The sequence below is a fragment of the Candidatus Viridilinea mediisalina genome (genome assembly GCF_002532535.1).
Classification (GTDB): Bacteria; Chloroflexota; Chloroflexia; order Chloroflexales; family Chloroflexaceae; genus Viridilinea; species Viridilinea mediisalina.
This window is the reverse complement of sequence record NZ_NQWI01000279.1, coordinates 1-1,345: the sequence shown is the minus strand read 5'-3', so window position 1 is coordinate 1,345 and position 1,345 is coordinate 1. Positions and strand designations below refer to the sequence as shown.

The 1,345-nt window shown below is 55.7% G+C and carries 1 protein-coding gene; it reads right to left on the bottom strand.

The genetic code is table 11. The features are described from left to right. Window positions 1-218 precede the first annotated feature (218 nt). Entirely contained in the window at window positions 219-1,253 is a 1,035-nt protein-coding gene (locus CJ255_RS21980; protein WP_097646200.1) for an ABC transporter substrate-binding protein, read from the bottom strand. Window positions 1,254-1,345: the final 92 nt, after the last annotated feature.

Below are 1,345 nucleotides of genomic sequence, written 5' to 3'. Positions count from 1 at the left end.
AGATAGGAGATAGGAGATAGGAGATAGGAGATAGGAGATAGGAGATAGGAGATAGGAGATAGGAGATAGGAAATAGGGCTGAGGCTTCAGAGCGCCTTGGATGCATCAGGGAAGGATACAGAAAAGAGGATGCGTGAGGCGAAGAGGCGAGACTGCGTGTCATCACGTCCTCGCGTCTTCGCGTCCTCGCAAACAGTAAAGGGGCTACGAACCTTCCCTTACGGTAAAAACTCATTCGTAAACGCTTCCTCAACTGCAACCGGCCCAGCCAAGAGGTTGACATCGCGCATGAATTGCTCGGTGCGCTGCCACACTGCAATATCGGTAAAGCCCAAGCCCTCGGCAGCAGTGATGGAACTGTGCCAGTAGGGCAGACTCTCGATCAGCACTTGGCGCTGAAGCTCCACATCGCTCAATTGCGCTTCGGGGATGAAGGCTAAACTCAAGTCAAAAGCGAGATCGGGGTTGTCGAGCGTGTCTTGCAGGCCACGCAAGGCCGCCCGAATAAAGCCGCGTACCAACTCAGGCTCTTCTGCCAAGAGTTGCTCACTCACCACAATCCCATTGGCGGCGAGATCATAGACATCCGCCACGCGCAGTACATCAACCGCTTCGCCTTGCTGACGGAGCAGCACCGGCTCGTTCATCGCGTAACCCAGGGCCACCTGCACCTGATCCTCCAACACCGCCTGGGCTTGGGTAAAACCGATTACCTCAACCGGGAAGGCGCTCTCGTCCAGATCGTTGGCATAACGCACTGCCAACAAGCCATAGTAGCTCTCGCCAAAATTGCCAGGAATGCCCACCGTCTTGCCGATGAGATCACTGGCCTGCGTTAAGCCAGTGGCACGCTTGGCAAAAAAGACCACCGGAAACTCCTGGTAGAGCGTCATCACCGTTTTGACCGGAATGCCCTGCTGGCGCGCCAGCAGCGTCGAGGTTCCCGAAGCGGTCGCAAAGGCGATATTGTCGGCAGGCCAATTGGCGGCACGTTGCAATACATCGGTTTCATAGTTGTAATCAAAGTTGACTTCGATACCCTCTTCGGCAAAATAGCCCTGGGCCGCCGTGACATAGTAGGGCGCAAATTGGATATTGGGGATGTAGGACATCGCCAAGGTTACTTGACGTAACGCAGGGGCTTCAGCAGCCTCACTCGTTGGCATTGGCGCTGCTGCGGGTTGTTGTGGGGCGCTCCCGCAGGCTACCAATAGGCCAGCAAGTAGCAGCAGGGCAATCAGGCGGTTGAACATCGTGGTCTCCTATGAAGAACAGGGGAACAGGGGAACAGAGAACAGGGGAACAGAGAACAGGGGAACAGGGGAACAGGGGAACAGAGAACAGG